Source organism: Candidatus Zixiibacteriota bacterium (assembly GCA_040752595.1).
Classification (GTDB): domain Bacteria; phylum Zixibacteria; class MSB-5A5; order WJJR01; family WJJR01; genus JACQFV01.
In genome coordinates, this window is record JBFMGX010000019.1 from 13,162 (window position 1) to 32,880 (window position 19,719).

Genomic DNA, 19,719 nt, shown 5'->3' on the forward strand with positions numbered 1-19,719 from the left:
TCCTCGCAACGACTGTCAGTCTGTCCAATACTCGGGCTTCCAATAGAAACAACGAAGAACGCCCTCACCCCTTCGACTTCCTTCGACTCCGCTCAGGGCAAGTCGCTCAGGGCAGGCCGATCCACCTACGGCGGATCGACCTCTCCCGGAGGGAGAGGTTAGTCTTCCCCCCTCTCCCTTTCAGGGAGAGGGCTGGGGTGAGGGTATCGTCCGTCTCCAGCCATTCCATCATACACTCTCAGAGTGTGTTTGCGAGGAGGTGGTTCGCGGCAGTGAACCGCCGACGAGGCAATCTCCCGGTGTGGGAGGGCTCTTTCAACAGGCCGCAGAGACACTGCGAACACGCTTGATCCCGCGCGTCGGGCGTTGGTACACTGGTTCGGACGCAGACACGATGGCCCGTCCTGCCTGAACCGAGATCAGTCCCGCGATGGTGAGCGGCAAAGTCAACCCACAAGAGCGCACGCAGAGGAATCGCCGCGTTCGTGTCGCGTGGTGGATTCTCCTTCTGGTCTATCCCCTTATCAACCTACTGTTCATCGCCAAGTACGTCCCGCGGTATGGTATCTCGCCGTTTTGGGCCTGCGTGGCCTACGGTGCCCTGGCAGCGGCATTGTTCCTGGTGGCCGACAGCGGTGTCGTCGACCGGATGCTGCGGGGCCGCGCGACGTATGTGGCCGCTGTGGTCGTGGCATCGGTCGTTCTGCTTCTGATCATGCTGCGCGTTGATCCGGAAGGGACACGGAGCGGCCGTTACAGCGCCGCCAACGAGTGGCTGCGACGCCTGCTGCATGCCGATTTTCCGTATCGGCCGCCACACCTGCATTCCGGATTCCCGGGGCTCTTTGCTATCATGCTCCCCTTCCATCTGCTGGGCAATGTCGGGCTTCTCCAGATCATCAGCTTCATCATCCTGGCGCTGATTCTCCGCCACCATGCGCCGGCGCAGGCCGCATCAGGTCTGCTCTTGGTGTTAACGGCGCCGGCATTTCTGTATGAGATCATGGTGCGCAGCGATCTGTTCAGCAATGTTGTGCTGGTGATCGGTGCCGTATGCCTGATCGAAGAGCTCGCGCCGGGCGCGAGTGTCACACAGCGCCTGCTTCTGGGCGTGCTGGGAGGGCTTGTCCTGTCCACGCGCGCCGTCGCCTTCGTCATTTGGATTACCTACCTGGTGTTCGTCTTCCGTCGCCAGCGTCGAATCGCCGTTGAGCTGTTGGCTGCGTCGCTGTTGACATTCACGGCGACGTTGCTGCCCTTCTGGTTCTGGGACCCCGGCGCCTTTGCGCGCTTCGGGCCTTTGACCTCCGAGCGTCTGCTGGCGCAACTGCCCGTCTTTCTGGGAGTCGTCCTGCTCCTCGTTGCCGTTTTCCTGAGTCTGCGGGCGCAGTCGCTGGCCAGCATGTTCTTGATCTCCGGCACGGTGCTCTTCGTTGCGGCCGCGGTGTCGTTTCTTTCGATCGTGGCCTCGACCGGGCTCGCCGAGGCGCTCTGGGGGGATCGGTTCGACATCACATACTTCTGCTTTGCGTTGCCGCTGCTTGTTGCCGGGTACAAGCTGTTGCCTGCGGGCGGGCCGCGTGCCGTGCGACGGTGAATCCCCACCGCGGGAAGGCAGGCGGCACGGGTTTGAAGACCTGTGGCACAACATCCATGTGGATCCCCAGAGCGATTGTCGATCGAGCGTTGTTGTCGGCGCTTTTCTGCGTGGCGACGCCCGCCGCCGCGGCAATCGCGCCGAGGTGGTCACAATACTCCCGTGGTAGCGGCGATATTGCGTCCGTGGCATCACGAAGCGGGGATTCCGAGGCGGCCCAAGGAGATTTTGGCGCGACACGGCAGGCCATCAGCGCACAGTTCGTGGGTCGCGCCCGGTTCCTCCTGCAAAACACATATGGCGTGCTGACATCTCCGGTCCGCTGGGGAGGACGAGACCGGCAGAGATTCTCACTCTTGACAGCGACCGTTGTTTCGGTCGGGTTCGCCGATCAACCGATTCGGATTCTCTCGCAACGGAACCGCACCCGTACTGTGGATCACGTCGTCGAAGCGGTCGAGCCACTCGGGGCCGGGTATGCGGTCGGCGCGCTGGGGGGGGGGTTCTTTATGGCCGGAGCGATGCTCGCGGACTCCCAGGCGACGGCGGTCGCCTGGGATGGTCTGGCCTCCATGCTGATCGCCTCACAGATCATCACACCGGCCCTGAAGGAAGCCGTCGGTCGCTACCGCCCCTTCCAGAGTCTTGATGCGGACAAGTTCGACCCCTTCAGCGGCCATTCGTCGTTTCCCTCGGGTCATGCCACGCGCGCCTTCTCCGTGGCGTCTGTGATCGCGGCGCACTATGATCCTCTGTGGGTCAAGGCAACGGCGTACGGTCTGACCGGGATGGTCGCCTTCGCCCGGGTCAATCGCAACGTGCATTTTGCTTCTGACGTGGTGGCCGGTTCATTGATCGGAACGACTGTCGGGCGGGCGGTCGTGCACCGTGGTCAACGGCGGGAGACAGAGACGGCATCGCGCCCGCGGATTACTTCCTGGTTCTTCTCAGATGGTTCCGGCGTTATCGTCACAATGCCGCTCTATCAGGCTGCTGAAAAAGGTCAATCCATGTCATTCTGAGCCCCGCCGCTGTTGGGCGGGGCGAAGAATCTGCCGTCGGTTTCATAGGGAGAAACAGCAGATCCCTCGCTCCGCTCGGGATGACAATGGTCGGACAGGTCCGCATTTCTTGGGTCTTCCAGCAACCTGCTAGAACTTGGTGGCACGACGCGCCTGCGCCCGACAGCACAGGCATGATATGGGAAGCCGATCGCGGGCCGATTTTGACAGCGGGCCGTCAATTCCACCGCTCAGCCCGTTTATCTCTACGCCAGAATGACGTAGGTTGAGCACGGAACGGGCCCGGCGCGGGTCGATGACTGTCGCTCCGTCGTTCTGCGGCTGGCCGCATTGGCGTATCGCCATCAGCCGCCTGCGATCCGGGCGAGGAGTTCTGCCATGCCGACTGTTGCCGAGAATCCAACCGCTGCCCACTCGCAGCCGATCTTCCGCCCGCGTCGGGGCCGCTACCATGACATCACGGCCGAGCCCTCGGCGGTGGCGATCCGGTGGGATCAGAACGAATTGGCGCAGTGGGAGAAGATCGATCTGATGTACCGTACGCTGTGCGCCGTCCTCTACAATTTCGTCCCCACTTCCGGACACCCCGGGGGGAGTATTTCATCGGGGCGAATTGTCCACGGGATCATCTATCGGGCGCTCGATTACGATCTGAGCCAACCGGATCGTCCTGACAACGATATCCTGTCATATGCGGCCGGGCACAAGGCGATGGGCCTGTATGCGAATTGGGCGCTGCGCAACGAGTTGGCGCGGGTGTCGCGTCCCGATCTCTTGGCACCGGAGAAACGGCAACTGCGACTCGAGGATTTGTTGGGGTTCCGTCGCAACCCGACGAACGAGACACCGCTGTTCCGCCGCCTCAATGCCAAGCCGCTCGATGGTCATCCGACCTGCTATGTCCCATTCGTGAAGCATGCCACCGGCGCCAGCGGCGTCGGCGTGCCGACCGCCTTCGGCGTGGCGATGGGGGCGCTGGATGTGTATCGCGATGACCCGCCCCGCGTGCATGTCCTCGAAGGAGAAGGAGGGATGACCCCTGGACGTGTGCACGAGGCGCTCGCCGCCGCCGCCACCATCGGGTTGCGCAACATCATCCTCCACGTCGATTTCAACCAGGCCTCGATTGACTCGAACCATGTCTGTCTCGATGAGAAGGGGCCGGGCGAATATGTGCAATGGAACCCGTTGGAGCTGGCACTCTTCCATGACTGGAATGCGATTCTGGTCCCGGATGGAATGGACTTCCGTCAGGTTCTGGCGGCGCAGGAGTTGGCACTGTCGCTCGACAATGGCCAGCCGACGGCGGTGGTCTACCGGACGATCAAGGGATGGCGGTACGGAGTCGAGGGACGCTCCTCGCACGGCGCCGGTCACAAATTCGCCTCGGAGGGATACTACAAGTCGCTAGCGGAGTTCGAGAGTGCCTTCGGTGTCGTGTTTCCGCGCTTCTCAGGCGAGGCCAAGCCGGTCCAGATCGAGCAGTGCTACTACGATTCGTTGATGGTTGTGCGCAGCGTGATCGAGAAGGACAGCGCGCTGTCGACCTTTGCCGGCGACCGGCTGGCCGCTGCGCGTGATCGCCTCGAAAAACGTCGTCGCCGTCCCGCCGAGCAGGCGCCGCGGCTGGCAACGCTCTACACTGATCCGCAGATCAGTGCCGAGGCGCCGCCGGAGGCGCTCCGCTACAAGCCCGGCGATGCAGTGACGCTGCGCGATGCGCTGGGACATGCCATCGGTGAGTTGAATCGGCGCACGCAGGGCGGGTTTTTCGCCGCCGCCGCCGATCTCTCCGGCTCGACCAGCGTCGCCAACATCGGCAAGGGATTCGCGGAGGGGTGGTACCACACCGTGCGGAATCCCGGCTCCCGGCTCGTGGCGATCGGCGGCATCTGCGAGGATGCCATGGGTGGTTTCATGTCGGGGCTGGCCAGTTTCGGCGGGCACATCGGTGTCTCGTCGTCGTATGGCGCCTTCATCGCGGCGCTGGAGCACATCACCGCCCGCTTGCACGGCATCGGCCAGCAGGCGCGCGAGGCGATCACCGGTCAGCCGTACGACACCTGGATCATGGTCAATGCCCACGCGGGGGTGAAGACCGGCGAGGACGGCCCCACCCATGCCGACCCGCAGGCGCTGCAACTGCTGCAGGAGTGTTTTCCGGGCAAGGTCGTGATCACACTGACGCCGTGGGATGCGCGTGAGATCTGGCCGCTGGTGGTGGCGGCGTTGCGGCAACGGCCGGCGGTGCTGGCGCCGTTTGTTACTCGTCCGGCCGATGTCCTCGTCGACCGGGACAAGCTGCGGCTGCCCCCGGTGACGGAAGCCGTCCATGGAGTGTATGCCTTGCGCCAGGCCGATGCCGGCGCCAAGGCATACCACGGCACCATCGTTCTGCAGGGGAACGGCGTGGCCACGATCTTCGTCAACGATGTGCTCCCGCGTCTGGACCAAGCGGGGTTCAATATGAATGTCTACTATGTCTCCTCCGTCGAAATGTTCAACCTGCTCGATCCCGCCGAGCAGGCGCGCATCTTCCCCGAGCGGCTGGCCTTCGAGTCGATGGGAATCACCGACTTCACGTTGCCGACAATGTACCGCTGGGTGCGCTCATCGCTCGGGCTGGACCATACTCTGCACTCGTTCCGCCACCACCATTACCTTGGCAGCGGCTCTGCCGAGAAGGTGCTGGAAGAGGCGGGCATCCATGCCGCCGGGCAGTGGGAGGCGATCTTGTCCTTTGCCAGGGTGATGGAGAAGTCGCCTCGACCCTGACGGCTCTTGGGCTTCTCACAGAATAAACGCGTGGAGGAGCTCCCTCACCCGATCCGTCCTCGGGACGGATCGACCTCTCCCGGAGGGGGAGGTTATCAGTTTCACTCTTCATTTGTCACATCGGGTGCCATGCACAAGAGGCCGTCCGAATTGTGACGGCCTCTTGTGCGTGTGGACTGCGGTGCGTTTTGCCCGGGCACGCACATGCGAGTCTGGGGCGTGCTGATACCCCCTGTCACGCCATGCGCGTCAATGGTGGGCAAAGCCCAACCTACGAAGACGAAGTGATTCCGCAGTGTAGGGTGGGCTCTGCCCACCATCTTGTCAGTTCAGTGCGTCTCCATCCCGCCCGTTGCGATCCGGCGTGCACCGTGCCATCTTGCCGCCAATGGACACGGCGACACCGACAGCATCACGTACGACGGTCGGCCTCTATGCCGCGCTTGTCGTCGCATACGTTGGTATCGCCATCCTCTTCACCTGGCCGTTGATTCTGCACTTCACCACGCACACGCCGGAGGCGGATGCCTCCGGTGATCAGTTTCAAACGATCTGGTTCTTCTGGTGGATGAAGAAGGCGCTCTTTGCGCTCCATCAGAACCCGTACTGGACCACCGACATCTACTTCCCCTATGGAACCGGGCTGGCCTACCACCTCTGCCCGCTGACGAATCTGGTGGCGCTGGCGGTTTCGACCATCACCGGTGCAGCGATCAACAGCACTTCAGTGTTCAACGCACTCATCGTTCTGTCGTTCGTGCTCACGGGATTGGCGGCATTCACGTTGATCCGTCAATTCTCAGGCAGCACGTTGGCCGCTTTCTGGGGGAGCATCTTCATTGTCGGCGCGCCGTATCGCATCTGGCATTTGAACCACCTCAATCTGCTGTCGTTCGGCTGGGGAATCCTGGCAGTCCACTTCGCGCTGCGATTGCTGCGGCAGCCGGGGATCAGGCCCGCGATCGGCGCGGCGGTTTGCCTCACGGCAATGTTCCATACCTGCCTGACCGGCACCGCGTTCACCGTTCTTCTGTTGATCGGTTGTGTGCTGGTCGATTGGGGGGCGTTTCGGGAGGCGGCAAATCGGCGACGCATTCTGATGATGGCCGCGTTGAGCGCGGCCATAGTGGCGGTTCTTGTTGTCCCCGGCTTGATTGCCCTGCGCCACGTCGATTCGCCCTGGAACCTGCGCTGGGAGGACACCGTCCAGTTCTCCGCCGCCATCTCCGATCTGTTTGTGCCGACGACCCAGACCAGTCTGGTGGCACAGTGGTTGCACTTGGAGGGCGGGTTTGCGCCGGGGCTGAGCAGCGAGATCTTTCTGGGGTGGATTCTATTGGCAGCGACCGTGGCGGTCATCGTCTTGTTGCGACGACACGCGCCGTGGCGTTGGCTTGTGCTTGCCGCCGTCTTCCTGATCTTGTCCCTGGGACCGACGTTGAAGATCAGCGGGCGGTATCTGTTCGATGGCATCATGCCGTATCGCTGGCTGTTTGACACCGTTCCCTATCTCGGTTTGTCGCGCACCCCGGGGCGGCTGGCGATGCTGGGACATTTGTGTTTGGTGGTCTTCTGCGCGTGTGGTTTCGCCATCTGGCGGGCGCAGCATCCTGGACTCGACCGCGCGTTGCGACGTGTGCCAGTGGCGATCATCGCCACACTGGTCCTAATCGTGGGGCTCTTCTTGGAATACACGCGCACCAGCATCCGGCTGTGGGAGATGACGGTTCCCCCGATCTACCAGCAGGTGGCGAGCGATCCTTCAATCCGCGCCATCTATGATGGGCCGATCGCCGCCTCCAGCCAGATCTGCAATCGCTACATGTACTGGCAGACGTTTCACGGCAAGAAATCGGCCAATGGATACATCACACACCGATCCCGCAAGGCGTGGACGCTGTTTGACCGCATGAGCCAGTGGCGTCAATTCGGCGATGCCGAGCGGGCGGAATTGCGTACCGCCGGTATCGACGCGATGGTGTGGCACGAGGAGTCGGGGGAGACGCGGCTGATCCGGCTTCCGTAGCTGCGGGTGGACTGCAATCTGGCACGCATTCAATCCACGTAGGGGCGACCCGCCGGGTCGCCCATGGGCGAGGCAACGCCTCGCCCCTACATAGTTCATGAAGAGATCACACGTGCGCGCCGTTGCCGTTCTCGAGGCGCCCATCGCGCAAATGGAGGGTGCGTTCGCTGCGCATGGGGAGATTGGGATCGTGGGTGATGATCATGATCGTGTGCCCGGCCTTCCACAGCTCCTCAAAGAGGTCGACGATCTCCCGCCCGGAGGCGGTGTCGAGGTTTCCGGTCGGCTCATCGGCCAGGATCAATGAGGGATTGTTGGCCAGCGCGCGCGCAATGGCGCAACGCTGCATCTGACCGCCGGAGAGCTCGGTGGGCTTGTGCCCGGTGCGATCGCCGAGGCCGACCCGTTCCAGCACTGCCAGCGCGCGGTGACGTCGCTCCTTGGCCTTGATCCCGCGAAAGACCAGAGGCAACTCGACGTTTTCCAGCGCGGTCGCATAGGGCAGCAGATTGAAGTTCTGAAAGACGAAACCGATCTCCTGATTGCGGATCTCCGCCAGACGGTTGACCGACAACTTGTGCACCGGCTCGTCGTTGAAATCATACGTGCCATCGGTCGGCACATCGAGACAGCCGATGATGTTCATCAGGGTCGATTTCCCCGAGCCGCTGGGGCCGACCAGCGTGACGAATTCGCCGCGCCGCAGAACCAAGTCGACGCCGCGCAATGCCTCCACCTGCACTTTGCCGGTGTCGTAGGTCTTGCGCACATCCGATAGCGTGATGATGTTGCCGTTCTGTGTCATATCGTTCATTCCTCTGAACAAAGTCCGACGTTGGATGGCGGGCGCATTGCCATGCGCCCCTACAAACGAATCCCGTTGACGGATGTAGGGTGGGCTCCCCTCGGCTTCGCTCGGGACAAGCCGCCCGCCGTATTCCTGTTATTCATATCGCAACGTCTCCGCCGGGTTCAGTCGCGCCGCCTTGCGGGCGGGGAAATACCCCGATGCCAGGCCGATCAGCGCCAGAATCGAGATCGTGATCAGACCGATCGGCACGGAGATGGTTGGGTTACCGAGCCAGGCCATCGCCGATTTCGGATCGCGGGGCACGAGTGCCGACAGGTCGCAGACCAATTGCGAGACGAAGATCCCGATCGCCCCGCCGCTGAAGCAGATCAACAGCGCTTCCAGCAGCACCTGGGCGGAGATCGTCCTCGGCTTGGCGCCGAGCGCCATCTTGATGCCGATCTCCTTGGTGCGCTCGCGGATGACGACATACATGATGTTGGCCACGCCGACACCGGCGATGAGCAGCGTCATGCCGCCGATGATGCCCATGAAGATCTGCATCCCCAGCATCATGTTGCGCATCTCTCGACGTCCTTTGATGGTATCCCAGATGGAGAGCGCCTGCTTGTCGGTCGGGTCGAACTTCTGCCGCGCACCCATCACCTGATACATGCGGCTCTTGACCACCTCGGCGAGCTGGTCCGACTGCGGCTGGACGACCAGGTTGCTCAGGTACTTGTTGCCGAAGAGCGAATGGAACGTTGTGGCCGGGATCGAGGCCTTGTCGACGTCCGGGCCGCCGTACATTTCCATTTGTTGTTTGTTTTGGCCGACGCCGATCACCGTGAAGGGGACAGAGGCCAGCATGACGGTCTGTCCCACGGGGTCCTCATCTCCGAAGAGCTTCGTGGCCAGTTCATAGCCGAGGAAGATCACGCGCCGCTTCAGCTCCATGTCGGACTCGTTCAAGTAGCGGCCGCCGGCGGTCGGATAGTGCGACCGCATCTCCTGGTAGGTCGGGTATTCACCGCAAACATGTTGGGAAAGAACCTTTTGCCCCCGCACCAGATCGACGCCCCAATTGGAGTACTCCGCGCCGATGCGCTCGATCTCGGGGATACTCTGCTTGAGGACGTCCACGTCCTCGGGCAGAAAACGGATCCGTCGGCCGCGCGGCAGCCCTTGGTACGGGATCGAGGTCTGGCCCCCCCAGGCGATGATGATCGTCTCCCCCAGACCGCGGCTGTTGCGATCCAATTGCGTACGCAGTCCTTCGCCGAACGCCAGAAGCAGGAGGATCGACATCGTCCCCCAGACGATCGCCGCCACGGTCAACGCCGCGCGCTTTTTCTGCTTCCGCAACTCGGCCCAGAAGTACTTGAGGAAGATCACGGCGCCCATACAGTTCCTGCTTACAGTTCCCGCGCAGGGGCCACACCGTTGTCACCCCGAGCGGAGCGAGGGGTCTGCTGTTGGGGACGTCCCCAAGAGAACAGCAGATGCCTCGCTGCGCTCGGCATGACAGTTGGGGCGATTGGGTCCTGAACTGTCACGAACCACCCTTACAGCCGCAACGCCTCGATCGGATTGCAGCGTGCCGCCCGTCGCGCGGGGAAATACCCCGCCACCAACCCGATCAGTGCCAGCACCGACAGCGCCGCCACCGCCACCGAGGTGGAGATGGTCGGCGTACCGATGTAATCCTCGATCTTGAAGCTGGGCACGATCGACACGACACCCCAGGCAAACAGAAAGCCCAACAGTCCACCGACCGCGGTCAGCATCAGCGTCTCGAACACGAACTGACCCATGATGAACCGCGGCTTGGCGCCGATCGCCATCTTGATGCCGATCTCCTTGGTGCGCTCCTCGACCACGACGTTCATGATGTTCGAGATGCTGATTCCGCCCACGATCAGCGTGAAGGCGCCGATCACGCCCAGAAAGATGCGGAAGGCGACGAAGAAGACGCCGAAGAACTGCTCCTGCTCGGTCGTGTCCCACAGGGCGAGCGCCTCTTTGTCGTCGGGGTCGAACTTGTACTTGGTGCCGAGGACCTTGTAGACCCCCTTCTTCACGCTCTCGGTGCGGCTGGGATCGTCGGCGCGGAAGACGATGTTGTTGACATACTCCCGCCCGTACATCGCCTGAAAGGTCGTCGAGGGAATGAAGGCACGACGGGTGTCGCGGCCGCTGTAGGAGGAATCCTGCTTCTTTTCGATCATCACGCCGACGACGGTGAAGGGGACGCCGTTGATGAAGACGATCCGTCCGACCGCCGGCTCATCGCCGAAGAGGTCTTTCTTCAATTCCGGGCCGATGAAGATGACGCGGCGGCGACCGGCCATGTCCTCGTCATTGAAGAAGCGCGATTCGGCGTTGGGGATGACATTACGCATCCCGGCATACTCGGGCCAGCATCCGGAAATCTGGATCAGCTTCTCGACTTTGCCGACACGCGCCTTGGCATCCCAGAGCATGTACTCCGCCGAGATGTTGCCCATGTGCGGAACCTGGGCCTTGAGCAGACGGGCGTCGTCCTCGCGAAAACGGATGACGCGGTTGCGGGCCAGCCCCTGATACACCTTGGAGGTGCGACCGGGCCACATGATCACGATATATTCACCGAGGCCGCGAAAGGCCGCCTGCTGCGAGGCGTGAATCCCTTTGCCGAAGGCCAGGAGCAAGACAACGGACGCCGTTCCCCAGAGAATGCCGAAGACCGTGAGCGTCGTGCGCATCTTCTGCGACCGCACGTCGCGCCACAACTGCGTGATGAACACTCCCAGCGGCATGTCGATTCTGATTTCGAGGACAGGGGGCTTTTAGCCCCCTGCGGAACGTATGTCCGGGCACGGCAGGCCGTGCCCCTACTTGATCTCCTTCGGCGGCCGTTCGATCACCTGCGCACTATCATCCAGGCCCGCGAGAATTTCCACCTGCAAGCCGTCGGACAGGCCGGTCTTGATCGGGATCTCCTTGGCCTGATCTTTGACGTCGGTGGGAATCTCGACATAGGCGGAATCGGCGCGGAAGGTCACCAGCCGTTCCGGCAGAACCAGAACCGAGTCCTTGCGGTTGATCACGATCTCGGCATTGGCCGAGTATCCGGCGCGCAAGGTCACCGTGTCTGGAACCGACGTCAGATGAATCTCGACGTCGAAGAGAACCGTGTTGTCTTCTTTGCGCGCCTTGGGCGATATCTTGTAGAGCTCCCCTTTCACCGGCGCACTGGGAAGAGCGCCGACCTTCAAATCGACCGGCATTCCCTGACGCAGCTTGCCGACGTCGATTTCATCGACCGTGCCCTTGAATAATAGTCGTTCCATCGATGCCAGCGTCAACAGCGCCGTCCCCTCCTGAAATGACGTCAGCGGCACCACCGGATCACCCTGGTTGACGTGACGGGCCAGCACCGTGCCGGTGATCGGCGAACGGATGACCGACTCGACCGCCTTGTTGGCAATCGTGGTCTTGCCGCTCTCGATCAGCGAGAATCTCTCCTCGGCGAGTTTCCGTCGCAGATCGGTCTCGTCCAATGTCTGGCGGTATTTCTCGATGTCATTTGTGGACATGAGGTTCTTGTCACTCAGTTCCTTGGCGCGATCATAATCGCGTTTGGCTTGGTCGTAGGCGACCGCCGCCAGCTCGACATTGCGCTTGGCCTCGGCGTACTCCAAAGGCGTCGGATCGGGAGCGACCTCGATCAGCGGGTCGCCGGTGTGCACCGAGTCGCCGATCTCGACCAGCAACTTCTTCACGAGCCCGGAGATCTTGGACTTGATGGCGATCTCATTGTCGGGCTCGATACGTCCGATCGCCAGCGCCTTGTCGATGATCGTGCCGCGCTCGACTTTGACCAGCTTGAAGGAGGCATCGCCGTGCCCGGAACGGTTCATGATGATGAAGATCACGCCGGCGACGATGATCACGCCCGTGATCCCCAAACCGATTTTCTTGAACATGGAGTCCGGCTCCGCGTGGTAGGGGTGAGTATGCGATTCGGCCTGAGCGCCGCCTGCCGACGCGAAATGGCGGCGCCTTCAATAATACGGACGTCTTGGTCAAAGGTTTCGTGGCCGGGTCTCGACGCACCGTGGGCATGTGCAACGCCTCCGGTGCCCCACCCGAAGGGTGGGATCCCGGAGTCCCGAAGGGGCGCAAGTCAATAGCCCACGGCGTAAGCCGTGGGCTTACGATCTCCGGCGTCACCTTGTGTGACCGAGATGGCAGGTCTATATTGAGATGGCAGGGAAGTGCGATGCGAAAGTGGCGGAATTGGCAGACGCGCGGGACTTAGGATCCCGTGGGGCAACCCGTGGGGGTTCAAATCCCCCCTTTCGCACTCATGAAATGACATCGGGCAGGCACAGGGGCCTGCCCCTACGATGGAATGGCACGTGTGTCGTAGGGGCGGGCCCCTGTGGCCGCCCGTGATGGTCACACATTCGCCAAGACGACCGTGCAGTGGGCGCAACGGGTCGCCTTGATCGGTATCTCGGAGAGGCATTCCGGACAGGGCTTGGTGGTCGGGACCGCCGGCGTCTCTGCCTGTTTCTTCATCCGGTTCATTCCCTTGACAACCATAAAGATCGCGAAGGCGACGATGATGAAGTCGATGATCGTGTTGATGAAGACGCCGTAGTTGATGGTCGCCGCCCCGGCGGCCTGCGCTTCCTTCAATGAGGCGTAGGTGCCGCCCGACAGCGAGATGAACAGGTTGCTGAAGTCGACATTGCCGAGAAGCCGGCCGATCGGCGGCATGAGAACATCGCCCACCAGCGATGAGACGATCTTGCCGAACGCCGCGCCGATGATGATCCCGACCGCCATGTCGACCACGTTGCCGCGCATGGCGAAGGTTTTGAATTCCCTGAACATGTTCCCTCCCTGTGTTGGATTCTGACCGACTGTCATCCTATAGCGCTTCTGACAGGACAAATGGGTAGGAGATTTCCCTCACCCGATCCGTCCTTCGGACGGATCGTCCTCTCCTCCTCGACCCCGCTCGGGGCAAGCCGGAGGGAGAGGTTATCATCTAGCCCCGGAATTACTCGCTCAGATCATCTTCCAGGCGAAGCCGAGCGTGATCGTCTCCTTGAAGCGGCCGCCGCGAGCGACCTCTTTGTCGTAGAGCCACTGGACGTACAGCGACACGACGAGATACTTGGCGACCTGCGCCGACAGCGTGTTCTCCCAATTGACGTCTATGGACTTCCAGTAGTCTTCTTCCGGTCTGCCCTTCAACTCGTCGGCACGCGAGTTGAACAGCGCCTTGAACGCCGTCAGCTTCGTCTTCCAAAGGACGCTGGAATGGGGGATCTTGTACTTCCCGTCGGTGACCCACTCCATGCCGCCGTCCTTGGTGGTCGTGGTCGTCGTCTTGTCCGATTCGGAACTGTAGGCGCGCATGATCCTTTGGCGCAGCCCGGCGCCGACCCGGGTGAGTATCTCGTCGTCACTCTGCTTGTAGACCAGGCGCGTCACGCCGAATGATTCAGTCAGATCTATCGGGTTGAGGTACAGCTTGTGGTTGGGGTTCGTGGCGTCCTCAAGCTGGCTGATCAAACGCAAGGCGGCATAGGGCGGCAGGGCCTTCCAGTTCAGATAGCGCAACAGACTCTCGAAGTCGATGAGGTCGGTCGATTTGAAGGGTTTACGCCAGTCCTTGGTCTCGGCGTCCTGGCTGTGGGTCTGGCCATAGGCCAGATGCAGGGCATTGCGCCAGTTCCACGAGGTCGGAAACTGCCGCTCCAGACCCAGATTCGCCCCGGCCACCCAAGTCAGACTTCCCGCATCGCCGCCGGCCCAGTTGTCCGAGTAGGCGTTCTGAGCCAGTGTGAGCGTCATGTCGACCGTCGGCTTCCAGGCCAGCGAATCCTGACCGAAGGCCGTCGTGGTCAGCCCGAGCAAAGCGATCGTCATGAGCGCGCCCAGTTTCACGGTTCCCTCCTCATCATGTCACGGTTTCAATTGGGCCAGTCCCTTTTTCGCGAGCAGCCCTGGGCCAAGGAATACCGCGTGAATGTCCAAAGGACAAGTCTTGTTCCCTCCAAGGGACAGCGGTGCCGCTTCCGTCGTGTTGCCAACAAGAGACGCGCCCCACGTTGCTGCGGGGCGCGTCGTTGGGAATTGGTCAGTGAAGTGCGGGATCAGACTTCGGCCAGGATCGCCTCAATCGTTTCCGGATGATGGCCGTTGCCATTCTCCGGGACCGGCGCCGCCGACAGGTCGGTGTTCACGAGGAACCCGGCGCAGCGGCGGATGTCGGTCTCACCCATGAGATACTGCACGACCCGGTCGATCCCGACGCCGAAGCCGTAGTGCTCGCCGATGAGGTGCCCCTGGGCTTCCATGTGTCCGAGGTAGTCGGCAAACTGCGCCAATCCCAGACCGCGCCGCTGGAGGGTGGCGAACATCCCGGATTTCAGCAGGCGGGCGCGCAGCACGTCACTCTGATGAATGCGCACGGCGCCGCCGAGGGACTCGCCGGAGATCGGGAGCAACAGATCGCACGACTGCACGGTCGGCCGATCGCCATTGTGGGTCGGCGTCGGCTTCATGTTGAAGAATTTCTCCAATGTGGGCCGCGGCCCGAAGGCAGGTTGCGGGTCAGGATGATGGGTCAACAGCACCGGCCCGTCGGCACAGAGCGCGATCTCTTGGGCGTGCGAAAAGTCCTCGCCCCAGGAGTCGGCTCCCAATTCCAGTTTCTTCAGGGCCTCGGAATAGGTCACCAGTTGCAGACGCGAAGCGATCGGCTCGGCACCCCATGTTGCCGAGACCTCGTCGATCGCGGAGAACAGCGACTTGATCGTGCCGACCAATTCTGGGAAGCCGCCGCGCCCTTCGACTTCCAAGAGCGTGAATTCACGGAGGTGGCGGTGGTCGATGGTCGCCTCGGCGCGTCCGGAGGAGCCGACGGTGAAGGCGCGCGGCACTTCGGCGAGCGACATTTCGAGGTAGAGTTGCCCCGTCTGGGCGAAGTAGTACTCGCCGGGGACATTCGCCGAGGTCACCTCCCAGAGGGTGTCGACGTTCTCGCAGGCGCCGGTGGCGGTGACGATGCGCGGGGTGGGCCGAAATTGATAGTCGTTTTCGCCGGCCCAGCGCCACAGCGCCTTGAGCACACCGTCGTAGATCTGATGCTTGTTCATGAAACCTCCCGTGGCAAAGCCCTCCGTGTCTCGGCGCGGAGGGACGGTTAGGGGTGGGTGGAGCTTTTCGAATCAGTGGGCGCTGCCGCCAAGGCAAGCGCCGGGGCTATTTGCGGCGGTGCGGAAACGAAGTCAAGACGAAATTAGTCGGCCAAAAAGAAAGGCGGGCAAAGCCCGCCCTGCGATTCGAGATTTCAGGTCGTCATTGCCCCTGCGGCACCACGATCGAATCCCGGGCGCTGACCGTCAACGCGCAGAGCACGCCGCTGATCGATTCCTTCTGGATCGGTGACGGCGTATCCAACGGCGGGGATTTGTAGGTGGCATCCCCGCGGGATAGGAGATTCGGGGTATAGGCCAGCACCTGGATGAAATAAGCGTCGGCGACGGTGACGCCGAAATCGTTTTGGAAGGCCTCGCCGTTGAACGTGTAGGAATACTCCCCCAGGTCGATGCGATCCGATAATCCTTCCGCCCCCGAACCCGTTGTCCTCGGCTTCACGGAGATGGCGTACCCGGTGATTCCCAGAGAAGGCGACCATTCGATGGTGACAGTGCCTCCCTGCCACAGGCGCGATGGCGGAATGACGTTGGTGATGAAGAAGGCGGCGGGAAGAACCAATGAATCCCGGTAGACGAATCCCTCGCTGGTGTCGACCGCCGCAATCGGTATCGCCCGGCCGGTGGTCCAGTGACCGATGCCGTAGCTCTTGGAACCTTCTCCCGACAACGGCAGCGTCGGGATGGTGTCGCCATCGACAACGACCATACCGCCTACGATCCCCTCACGCTCGCGCAGAAACCGTGTCCAGAGGTAGTCCCGGCCGTCGTTGAGGTTCTTTTCCAGGATGACCTGGAGATCGTACTTCGCCTTTGGTTTGCCGCCGTCTGTGGGAGACGATGAGCATCCCCATGCCGACGCCGCCAAAATGGCCACCAGCACCCGGAATCGGATTGCTGTCCGTGAGATTCCCCGCAACTTGTTCTGGTTCATTGGACCCGCCCTGTTAGTCCCACCCCGTTTATACATTATCGGCGCATCGACCGACAAAAGTGAATGGGATGGCCCGTCCCGCGTCAATAGTGCTCGATCACTTCGTCGGGTTAGGCCGGCCGGGTGTTAGATTGACACGGGCCGCATCCACCATCGATGCGGCCATGGGCAATGTGGGGTTGATCCGATGCCGTGGTGGCTCATCGTGGGTTTTCCTGGTCTGCTGGCGACGGCGTTGATGCTCCTGGCGCCGATCCGCTTGCAGTTGGTCCTTGAGAGCGGACAGTGGCGGGTGCGCATTTCCTACATCGGTTTGCAGGTGGCGTGGCGACAGGGAGTTGGACGGGCCGAAGTCCGCTTTCTGGGTCTGCGACTTTGGTCTTCTGTCGGAGTGTTCGACATAAAATCGACAGGCGCAGTCCCACCGCGCGCTGGTGCCGCTCCGGATTCGGCGGCATCGTCACGACCCGGCTCCCGACCGGGCGCACGCATACCCCGACTGTGGGAATACCGGAGCGTACTGCGGCGGGCGGCGATCGTGCTCGCGCGACTCTTGGGGCGTCTGTGGCGCTGCTGGCGTCTGGAACGGGGGCGTGTGTTTGTCAGTGTCCGGGCGGCGAATCCCGCCCTCACCGGCTGGGCCAGCGGGGTGTTTTGGGCGATGCAACCGGCCATCCGCAAGCGTTGGCCGGTATTGGACGTCAACGGCAGCTTCGATTTTGCTCCCAGAGCCTCGTCCGAGCTCGCGGTCGAGTCGGACTTGATGTATCGCGGACTGCCGCTGATGGTCGTATGGGCCGTGGGCAGAGCGGCGGTCACAATGCCATGGCGGGATGTGATCAGAATGAAACGGGCGTGGGCGCGTTGAACACGAGGAGGCGGGTATGGCAGAGGGAAGCGTTGTACAGATTCTGCAGACGATCGTGGGTGAACTGCGGGCGATGGCCCGCTCGGAGACGATTGTCGGCAACCCGGTGACATCCGGGGCAAGGACAGTCATACCGATCAGCAAGATCTCGGTCGGCTTCGGAGCCGGTGGCGGCGAGGGAAGCCGGGTGGACAAGGGCTCCGGCTTCGGTGGCGGTGGCGGGGGCGGCGTCATGATGGAACCGGCCGCGTTTCTGGTTCTCGACGCCGACCGCGTGTACCTGCTGTCGACGCGCAAACCGGGGGCGATCGAGGCGATCCTCGATGCCGCGCCCGATCTGATGGAGACGATCAAGAACCTGACCGCGAAAAAGGTCGACAAAGGCGACAAGGTCGAGAAGAAGGAATCGACCTGATCGCAGCTTGGGGGACGGCCCCCGACGGACAGACGCGCAGAATGGGGGTCAAGCACGCCGGAAGTCCATTGACCGGGGTGTGCTGAGCAGCTGGTCCGCATGCCATCGGGCCTTTCCACGCCGCCGGTGATCGTGTATAATTCATAATAGTCGTCGCACCCACCACCTGTTGAGGAACCGCTCATGTTGTCCCTTGCGATGTTGCTCCTTCTGCCGCTGGCGCAGGTCCAGCCGATCGTCCGTGAACTCTCGACCCACTGGCACCCGTCGGATACGATTTTGACCGGACTGGGACGATTGGCGCAGGTCGTGATCTGCCCCGCCGTCGACCCCGAGGCGGGTTCCGTGCTGGCGGTGGATTCCTCCGGGCAGGTGGCGGAGCTACGCTATTCGAAGGAGAAATGGTCGGTGGAACGGGTCTTCCCGATCGGAGACCCGGTCACCTGCGCCGCCACCGGTGCCATGCGTGCGAACAAGGTCTGGGCGTTGTACGTCGGGACGAAGTCGGGACGTGTCATCGAGGTGACCCGCGGCGCGGTGGGCTGGTCTAAACGGGAGATCATCGCGCTGTCGCCGCCGATTCGCGGTGTTGCAGCCAGTGAGCCGGATCGCCCCGGACCATCGCAGCTCTTCGTCATCGACGGCAAATCCCTGGTCACCAATCTCCGTGTCGCCACCGATGGCCAGTGGTATCCGGTCACGCTTCCGCCGACGGAGGGCGGTGTCGACTGCATGTGTTTTGACTACAGGCGGGAGGGTCTGGTCGCGATCACGGCCGGGCGCAAGGGGACCATCTACAAGTTCCAGCAGGACACTCTCGGCCAATGGAGCGGCGGCCAGTGGGCCACCATGTCCGGTCCGGTGATGGACATGGCATCCTCCGCCGATCCCACCCAACGCGACATCGTGGTCTTTTACTCCGGCGCCGACGGCATCTTCCGGTATCTCTTCTATGGACGGATGGAGGACGAGACCTCGCGGCTTCCGGTCGCCAATGGCGCGGTCCATCTCATCGGCAAGGGGGATCAACGCCGCTTCAATGAGTTCTTTGCCATGTCAGGACGGGAATTCTGCATGTTCGAATTCAATAAAGAGGCCTATGACTGGGTGAAGGAGAAGATCATCGGCATTCCGGGAACCGTTGTCTCGACCACGTTCGGTCCGGGCCGCGGCACCACATTCCACCGGATGTACGTCGGCACTGTCGACGGCACCATCTACGAGATCGTCCGCGAGGGACTGGAGGACGAGTGAATCCGGTGGATTGCTACAATAGGATGCGTAGGGGCACGGCGTGCCGTGCCCTTCTTACGTCAGCGGGCTGGGAGACTCCGCCCCGACGCAAGGACGCTGGCCGGTGACGCTCATGGCCGGTGTGGCCCTGACGTTCGTCAGGGCTCGCAAGAGCTACAATACGCACCGGTGACCCCGCCGTGTTCCGGCTCGCATGCCGATCCGTTGGTCCTTGTAGACCGTGACCAAGGTCACGGCCACACTTCGCTATCGCAGCCGCCGGCGGCGGTTGTGCAGATAATCCCAGAAGATGTATCCGCCCAGACGGTCGGGCGGGGTGAAGTAGGCGCGTCCCCGGTTGAGGGCGGTGAGCTTGCGGACGAACTGCTGGAGATAGGGATCGGCGGTCACCATGAACGTGGTGATGATGATCTTCTTGCGGCGGCAGATGACCGCTTCGTCGAGTGTCCGATTGACGATGACCGGATCCAGCCCCGCCGGGTTCCGGTAGATCGTCCCGTCGCGCTTGCGGATCACCGAGGGCTTCCCGTCGGTGATCATGAAGATCTGCTTGTTGTGGTGCTTGCGGTGCAGCAGAATCTGCCGCGCCATCCGCAATCCCGCCTGCGTGTTGGTGTGGTAGGGACCGGCGCCGATATACGCCAAATCGGCCACTTGGATCATCGCGGCGTCATCGCCGAAGACGACGACGTCGAGCGCGTCCTTCGGATAGCGGGTCAGAATCATCTCGGCGAAGGCGAGCGCCACCTGCTTGGCCGGGGTGATGCGGTCTTCGCCGTAGAGAATCATCGAATGCGAGATGTCCAGGAGGAGCACGG

At 62.2% G+C, this 19,719-nt stretch carries 16 protein-coding genes and 1 tRNA gene; 8 read left to right on the top strand and 9 right to left on the bottom strand.

The window, feature by feature from the left end; all coding sequences use genetic code 11:
* Positions 1-430 precede the first annotated feature (430 nt).
* The 4 genes from AB1792_06390 (at position 431) to AB1792_06405 (ending at position 7,420) form a co-directional block, all read left to right on the top strand.
* Complete coding sequence (locus AB1792_06390) at positions 431-1,597, top strand: hypothetical protein (GenBank protein MEW5701841.1); 1,167 nt, start codon at positions 431-433, stop codon at positions 1,595-1,597.
* Positions 1,598-1,653: 56 nt separating this feature from the next.
* On the top strand, positions 1,654-2,619 hold the full coding sequence (locus AB1792_06395) for a phosphatase PAP2 family protein (protein ID MEW5701842.1): 966 nt from the start codon (positions 1,654-1,656) through the stop codon (positions 2,617-2,619).
* 378 nt (positions 2,620-2,997) lie between these two features.
* A complete protein-coding gene (locus AB1792_06400) occupies positions 2,998-5,394 on the top strand; it encodes a hypothetical protein (protein MEW5701843.1) in 2,397 nt (798 codons plus the stop codon).
* 364 nt (positions 5,395-5,758) lie between these two features.
* Positions 5,759-7,420, top strand: coding sequence for a hypothetical protein (locus AB1792_06405; GenBank protein MEW5701844.1), 1,662 nt, complete (start codon positions 5,759-5,761; stop codon positions 7,418-7,420).
* A gap of 106 nt (positions 7,421-7,526) precedes the next feature.
* Here the strand turns inward: AB1792_06405 and AB1792_06410 are convergent, their stop codons facing one another.
* The 4 genes from AB1792_06410 to AB1792_06425 form a co-directional block, all read right to left on the bottom strand.
* Positions 7,527-8,234 carry an ABC transporter ATP-binding protein gene (locus tag AB1792_06410; GenBank protein MEW5701845.1) on the bottom strand — a complete coding sequence of 236 codons (708 nt, stop codon included), beginning with the start codon at positions 8,232-8,234 and terminating at the stop codon, positions 7,527-7,529.
* Positions 8,235-8,363: 129 nt separating this feature from the next.
* Positions 8,364-9,614: an ABC transporter permease gene (locus tag AB1792_06415; protein ID MEW5701846.1), complete on the bottom strand. Its 1,251-nt coding sequence runs from the start codon at positions 9,612-9,614 to the stop codon at positions 8,364-8,366.
* A 161-nt stretch (positions 9,615-9,775) separates the two neighbouring features.
* Positions 9,776-11,008 (bottom strand): ABC transporter permease, encoded by a 1,233-nt coding sequence (locus AB1792_06420; protein ID MEW5701847.1) that lies wholly within the window; start codon positions 11,006-11,008, stop codon positions 9,776-9,778.
* Positions 11,009-11,083: 75 nt separating this feature from the next.
* Positions 11,084-12,178 carry an efflux RND transporter periplasmic adaptor subunit gene (locus AB1792_06425; GenBank protein MEW5701848.1) on the bottom strand — a complete coding sequence of 365 codons (1,095 nt, stop codon included), beginning with the start codon at positions 12,176-12,178 and terminating at the stop codon, positions 11,084-11,086.
* A gap of 298 nt (positions 12,179-12,476) precedes the next feature.
* Between AB1792_06425 and AB1792_06430 the strand changes: the two genes are divergently transcribed.
* A tRNA-Leu gene (locus tag AB1792_06430) sits at positions 12,477-12,558 on the top strand.
* A gap of 95 nt (positions 12,559-12,653) precedes the next feature.
* Here AB1792_06430 and mscL read toward each other — a convergent pair.
* The 4 genes from mscL to AB1792_06450 form a co-directional block, all read right to left on the bottom strand.
* On the bottom strand, positions 12,654-13,094 hold the full coding sequence (mscL, locus tag AB1792_06435) for a large conductance mechanosensitive channel protein MscL (GenBank protein MEW5701849.1): 441 nt from the start codon (positions 13,092-13,094) through the stop codon (positions 12,654-12,656).
* A 177-nt stretch (positions 13,095-13,271) separates the two neighbouring features.
* On the bottom strand, positions 13,272-14,156 hold the full coding sequence (locus AB1792_06440; GenBank protein MEW5701850.1) for a DUF3078 domain-containing protein: 885 nt from the start codon (positions 14,154-14,156) through the stop codon (positions 13,272-13,274).
* A 209-nt stretch (positions 14,157-14,365) separates the two neighbouring features.
* The gene (locus tag AB1792_06445) at positions 14,366-15,370 is read right to left on the bottom strand and encodes an amino acid--tRNA ligase-related protein (GenBank protein ID MEW5701851.1); all 1,005 of its coding nucleotides are present in this window, start codon (positions 15,368-15,370) and stop codon (positions 14,366-14,368) included.
* Between the two features lie 202 nt (positions 15,371-15,572).
* A complete protein-coding gene (locus AB1792_06450) occupies positions 15,573-16,364 on the bottom strand; it encodes a hypothetical protein (GenBank protein MEW5701852.1) in 792 nt (263 codons plus the stop codon).
* Positions 16,365-16,551: 187 nt separating this feature from the next.
* On the opposite strand from AB1792_06450, the gene AB1792_06455 reads away from it, so the two are divergent.
* The 3 genes from AB1792_06455 to AB1792_06465 all read left to right on the top strand — a co-directional run bounded on the left by AB1792_06455 (position 16,552) and on the right by AB1792_06465 (position 18,901).
* A complete protein-coding gene (locus AB1792_06455) occupies positions 16,552-17,232 on the top strand; it encodes a hypothetical protein (protein MEW5701853.1) in 681 nt (226 codons plus the stop codon).
* A gap of 16 nt (positions 17,233-17,248) precedes the next feature.
* Positions 17,249-17,647 (top strand): spore germination protein GerW family protein, encoded by a 399-nt coding sequence (locus tag AB1792_06460; GenBank protein ID MEW5701854.1) that lies wholly within the window; start codon positions 17,249-17,251, stop codon positions 17,645-17,647.
* A 183-nt stretch (positions 17,648-17,830) separates the two neighbouring features.
* On the top strand, positions 17,831-18,901 hold the full coding sequence (locus AB1792_06465; protein MEW5701855.1) for a hypothetical protein: 1,071 nt from the start codon (positions 17,831-17,833) through the stop codon (positions 18,899-18,901).
* Positions 18,902-19,147: 246 nt separating this feature from the next.
* On the opposite strand, the gene AB1792_06470 is transcribed toward AB1792_06465, so the two are convergent.
* A partial coding sequence (locus AB1792_06470) for a VWA domain-containing protein (GenBank protein MEW5701856.1) occupies positions 19,148-19,719 on the bottom strand: 572 nt, incomplete at its 5' end.